This is a genomic window from Acinetobacter sp. V2 (assembly GCF_001188385.1).
In the GTDB taxonomy this organism is placed as follows: Bacteria; Pseudomonadota; Gammaproteobacteria; order Pseudomonadales; family Moraxellaceae; genus Acinetobacter; species Acinetobacter oleivorans.
In genome coordinates this window covers 250748-255711 of the sequence record NZ_JZFB01000002.1, presented here as the reverse complement: position 1 = coordinate 255711, position 4964 = coordinate 250748, and the positions used below count along the sequence as shown (strand labels likewise).

The window sequence follows — 4964 nt, the reverse complement described above, 5'->3', positions numbered from 1 at the left end:
TACTGATTACAAGTCAGTTGCTCTACCAACTGAGCTATGTCGGCGACGTGGAATGAATTCTACAGTTTCTTTAAAAAAATACAAGCCAAAAAATGATCACTTAAATTTTTTCTATCAATTTTTAAATGTTTATGTGCTTGGGCTTTAGAAATAGCTTAAGACTTCAACACATAAATAAAAGAATCAACACGTTCGCCACTATTTAAAGTGACTTGAACAGGTACTCTTTCGTATTCTTCGCCCTCAAAATCATCAAGTAATTTCCAGTTTGCATTTAAATGTTCTGAGCTAAAAACAAAACCTTGAACTTGATTGGTACTTTCATCAAGCACAATTCCCGGATAGCCTAAATCTGCTCCCCAACCTTGATTATGTAAGGTTCCGTTGACCCAACCTTCTGCCCATTGTCCGCCAATATTTTCAAGTATATGTGCATTAGGACGACCTGGGCCTAAAGTGCCATAAACAAATAAACTCGACATGTGATTTTCCTTTAATTTAAAAATTAATGAGCTTTTGCGTGTGAGGTATAAACGACTAAAAATATTCCAAGTAACGACAGTACAACGGTTAAGCCTACAATCGCACCCCAGCCGCCGTGTAGCCAGAACCAGCCACCTGCTGAGCCGACAATACTCGAACCCATGTAGTAAAACAGTAAGTACAGTGAACTGGCGTGGGCTTTGGCTTGTCTGCTTTCAGCGCCAACGGAACTACTGGTAAGTGAATGAGTAATAAAGAACCCTGTGGTAATAAATGCAATACCAATAATAATGCCGAAAAGAGAGCTGAGTAATGTCATGAGGCTACCCACAATCATTAAGGCAAAGCCGCTCATCATCATGGTTTTTTTACCGAAGCGGTCTGCTAGCGTACCTGCCAATGATGAAGACACCATACCGAAGCTATACGACAAGAAAATAAGGCTTATTTGAGTCTGACTCAGTGAATAAGGCACGCCACTTAAACGGAAAGTGGCGTAGTTAAACAAGGTCACAAACACACTCGTGAGCAAGAAACCAATGGCAAACAGGCGGAGTAATTTTAAATTACTTAAATGGGTCCGCCACATTTGCAGATGAAAATCTAAATTCAAACCTTTTTTCTGTACGAAATTACGCGAAGCAGGAAGTAAATTCAAAAAGGCAATTGAGCAAATAAAACAGATTGCGCCAAGTAAGCCTAAAGCAGTTCGCCAAGAAAAATATTCAATCAAAATGCCCATGCCGACACGGCCCATCATTCCACCAAAAGCCGTACCTGCAATATACAAACCCATAGTTTTACCTAAGTGTTCAGGTGCGATTTCTTCGGCAATCCAAGCCATCGTTACGGCTGGCACACCACCAAGCAATAGACCTTCTAGCGCTCGTGCTATGAGTAAGCTTTGCCAGTTAGGGGTAAACATAGCCACAATATTAAGAATAGCTGCACACAGCATTGAACTAAAGATGACACCACGACGACCAATTGCCTGTGAAAAAGCACTCGATAGCACAATTGAAATCGCTAAAAAGGCAGTGGTTAAAGACAAAGCAAGAGAGCTGCTCGCAGGGCTAATCTGGAAGCTTTGGCTAAAAGCTGGCAGGAGCGGTTGTACGCAATAAATCAGAGAGAAACTGGCAAAACCTACGAGGAATAAAGCGAAGCCAGCATGCTTATAGGCTTTGGTCCCTTTGTGAATCCATTCGCGGGAAAGAACAGAAGTTGCCTCAGTGCTTAAGGTACTGGGTGTAGATGAAGAGTTCATATCATGACCATGACAGAAAGAAATAGCAGTGCTTGTGAGGCATGCTGCATCGAGAAAATTCGATTAATTAAAATTAGCAATTTAGATGGTATTTTTCTAATATATTTAACAATAGGTCATAATATGTTTTATATATAGCGATGGAACTTAGACATATACGCTACTTTTTAGCAGTAGCAGAAGAAAAAAACTTTACCAGAGCTGCGCATCGTTTAAACATGAGTCAGCCGCCTTTAAGCATGCAAATAAGGGACTTAGAGGAAGAGCTAGGTGCAGATTTATTTATTCGTTCTCCGCATGGGGTGGAGCTGACCGAAGCTGGGCTTGCCTTTTTAAATGCGATTCAGCCTGTACAACAGCGTGTAGAAGATGCAGCGAACTTGGTTAAACAGGTAGCAAATGGTGAAGTTGGTCAATTGCGATTGGGTTTTACGGGTACCTCAATGTTGAACCCCCTAATTCCTAAATGTGTTCGCTATTTCCAGCAGCAATATCCCAAAGTGGATTTAAAACTTGAAGAAGCAAATACCTTGCTGCTCATCGATTTATTACTCGAAGACCGTTTGGATGTTGCGATTATTCGCTCGCCACGCAATATTCCAGACAGTTTAATTATTCAAGAGTTATTGGCTGAACCACTCATTGCAGCTTTGCCTTCGGAGTCTTTTAATTTAGATGATTCAACGCAAGAAATTGATTTAACGGCACTACGAGAACTTGATTTTATTGTCTCGCCACCTTCAATTAGCGCAGGGCTTTTCGATGCGATTAAACAAGCCTGTCATGAGCGCGGTTTTGAACCAAAAATTGGACAAAATGCCCCGCAAATTGTGTCAATTTTATCGTTAGTGTCTGCAAATTTAGGCGTATCTTTGGTGCCGGAGTCGACCAAACAATTGCAAATACAGGGCGTAGCTTATCGTTCTTTGAAAGCACCTGTACCTACGGTGGGTTTAGGGCTTGCTTATAAAAAGCATGCCCCTTCACAAATGGCAATTAATTTTGCCAGTGTGGTGCAAGTCGCTTGTCACCATGCAGACGAATATCAATGAAATTGGTTTATGCTTTAGGTGCTTTGTTAATTAAAACGATGCCTGAAATAATGAAAATTGCACCATATAAAAACGATAAGGTTGGCTGTTCATGAATGAAAACCCAAGCCATTAGTGCCGCAAAAATGGGTTCGGAAAGTTCGGTCACTTGTACTTTTGCTGCGGGTAGATAGGTTAACGCTTTGGTTGTGCAATAAAATCCAAGAATGGTAGGCAGAACTGCCAAGCCTATTAAGCCTAAAATAATATTGGAATTAAAACTAATGCTATGAAAATTAATTAAAAAGGGAACGGCAAGATAAACACTACCAAAAAGTAATAAATACTTCGTTAGGAATAAGCCCCCATTTAATCTAAATTTTTTAATTAATACTGAAAATAGCCCATAGCCAGTGCCTGCAATAGAGGCATTGATCAGCATTAATAAACTATTTTCACCTTTCCATGAAATTAAACTAATACCCGCTACAGCTAATAATGTTCCAGCAATAGAATGAATATAAATACTTTCTTTTAAAACTAATCTACCAAAAAATAAAGCTGAAATAGCGGCTGAAGCCATGAGTACCACAACGACATTGGCCGCAGCACCATGGTTGTAGGCAATGGTTTCAAAAAAGAATAGTGAAAAAATCCCTAAAAAAGCACATATCGCAATTTGGACAAAGACACTCAGTTTACTTGGCGTGTTGCTAATAAATGCAATCTTTTGGCTAACAGGAACTTTAAATAAAAACACACTTAAAAAGAAGAACGCGATAACCGTTTTTAAAAAAGCAATGTCTTGTGGGCTTAAGCCACTGTGCATAAGCAATTTACTGATCACACCAATAGAGGCATTGAGTGCAGCAGCACAGAGCGCAAATAGAGTCCCAATAATCAGATTATTCACTTTTCTAATACTTCCATATATTTAGCCATAAGGAGTCTACATTGTTTTTCGCAATATAGCCCTGTCAAATTCCTTCTTTTCCATGAAGCATAAATTATTTAAATTTTGTTGGTGAAGGATATTAATTTGAATTAATCCATTTATTAAAAATAATTTGTTGTTTGATTGTTAATTAAATTATTTTATTTAATTTTAATTAGAAATTCTTAAAAATAATATTTTGTTGACATTTTTAAAAATATATTTAAACATAATATTTGATTGTTTTAAGTTTAATTAATAACAGTCTTAATTCTAGCTAAATAAGTATTTAATACTTAGATAATAATTTAAATATAATGGAGATAATTCGTGTTTTTCTCACAGGAAAGTTTGAAAAAATTAGAAAGTGCGGTTGATCATGCTATGCATAGCGAGTTTAAAAAAGATGAGATTATGCATAAATTTCATAATGAAGACTGGTTCGATGAAAATTATTATAAACGTCATATTTTAGAGTGTGTTATTCGCATTCATATGAATAACGAGTTAGATGCAAATGCAGTGCGTGTTGCAGCAATCAATAATATCTCTGCCGCAAAACAGCTTTCATATTATTTATATGATGAATTTGGTCACGATGAAATGTTTGGTCAGGATTTGACTAAATATGGCTATTCTTCAGATCAGATCGTTTCAAAAAATGCATTTCCTGAAACATGGAAACTGATGGGGTATTTAAATTTCTGTGTAGAAAAATTTGGGGCATTACCAGCAGTCGTTTGGGACTGGTTCCTTGAATATTATGGCGACAAATTTAATAATTTTATTACGCAAAAAGCGGGTGTTCATATGGGGAATCAGGCTGTATCGGGTGCAGCTTCGCATGTTGCATTTGATGAAGCTGAAGACCATAGCGGCATGATGACAGAGATGCTTTCTTCTGTAATTAAGACACAAGAAGACTTTGATCTAGCAATCAAGCATATCAATAGCTTTGTTCCAATGGTGGGTGAGTATTTTCAGGCTGTACGTGCTGAAACGCTTTCATAGCAATGGAATTAGAATATGCCAATGGTAAATATCCGCACTCAAGAGCATATTTACATTGCTGATTCTGAACAGCCTCTCATCGATGCGGTGCCAGATAGCGCCGTGATGAAAGGCTGTTTAAAAGGTGTGTGCCGGGTTTGTCGATGTAAGCTCAAAGGTGGAGTCGTATACGAATCGGGAAATCAGGTTGCCGTAGGACAAGAGTTCTTACCTTGTATTAGCTATGCTCATAGCGATG

The 4964-nt window shown here is 38.2% G+C and carries 5 protein-coding genes and 1 pseudogene; 3 read left to right on the top strand and 3 right to left on the bottom strand.

What is annotated here, in order from left to right:
- Positions 1-155 precede the first annotated feature (155 nt).
- Positions 156-482: a gamma-glutamylcyclotransferase family protein gene (locus UC75_RS10025; protein ID WP_013196631.1), complete on the bottom strand. Its 327-nt coding sequence runs from the start codon at positions 480-482 to the stop codon at positions 156-158.
- A 23-nt stretch (positions 483-505) separates the two neighbouring features.
- Positions 506-1750, bottom strand: coding sequence for a multidrug efflux MFS transporter SxtP (gene sxtP, locus UC75_RS10020; protein WP_049837496.1), 1245 nt, complete (start codon positions 1748-1750; stop codon positions 506-508).
- A gap of 140 nt (positions 1751-1890) precedes the next feature.
- On the opposite strand from sxtP, the pseudogene sxtR reads away from it, so the two are divergent.
- Positions 1891-2836: pseudogene (sxtR, locus tag UC75_RS10015) on the top strand (multidrug efflux pump transcriptional activator SxtR).
- On the opposite strand, the gene UC75_RS10010 reads toward sxtR, so the two are convergent.
- Complete coding sequence (locus UC75_RS10010; protein WP_013196639.1) at positions 2810-3694, bottom strand: DMT family transporter; 885 nt, start codon at positions 3692-3694, stop codon at positions 2810-2812. The pseudogene sxtR and the gene UC75_RS10010 sit on opposite strands and share 27 nt — an antisense overlap.
- 351 nt (positions 3695-4045) lie before the next feature.
- Between UC75_RS10010 and UC75_RS10005 the strand changes: the two genes are divergently transcribed.
- On the top strand, positions 4046-4726 hold the full coding sequence (locus tag UC75_RS10005) for a hypothetical protein (protein WP_004789949.1): 681 nt from the start codon (positions 4046-4048) through the stop codon (positions 4724-4726).
- Positions 4727-4741: 15 nt separating this feature from the next.
- Positions 4742-4964, top strand: a 223-nt coding sequence (locus UC75_RS21020; protein ID WP_416202211.1) for a 2Fe-2S iron-sulfur cluster-binding protein, incomplete at its 3' end; no start/stop codon positions are given.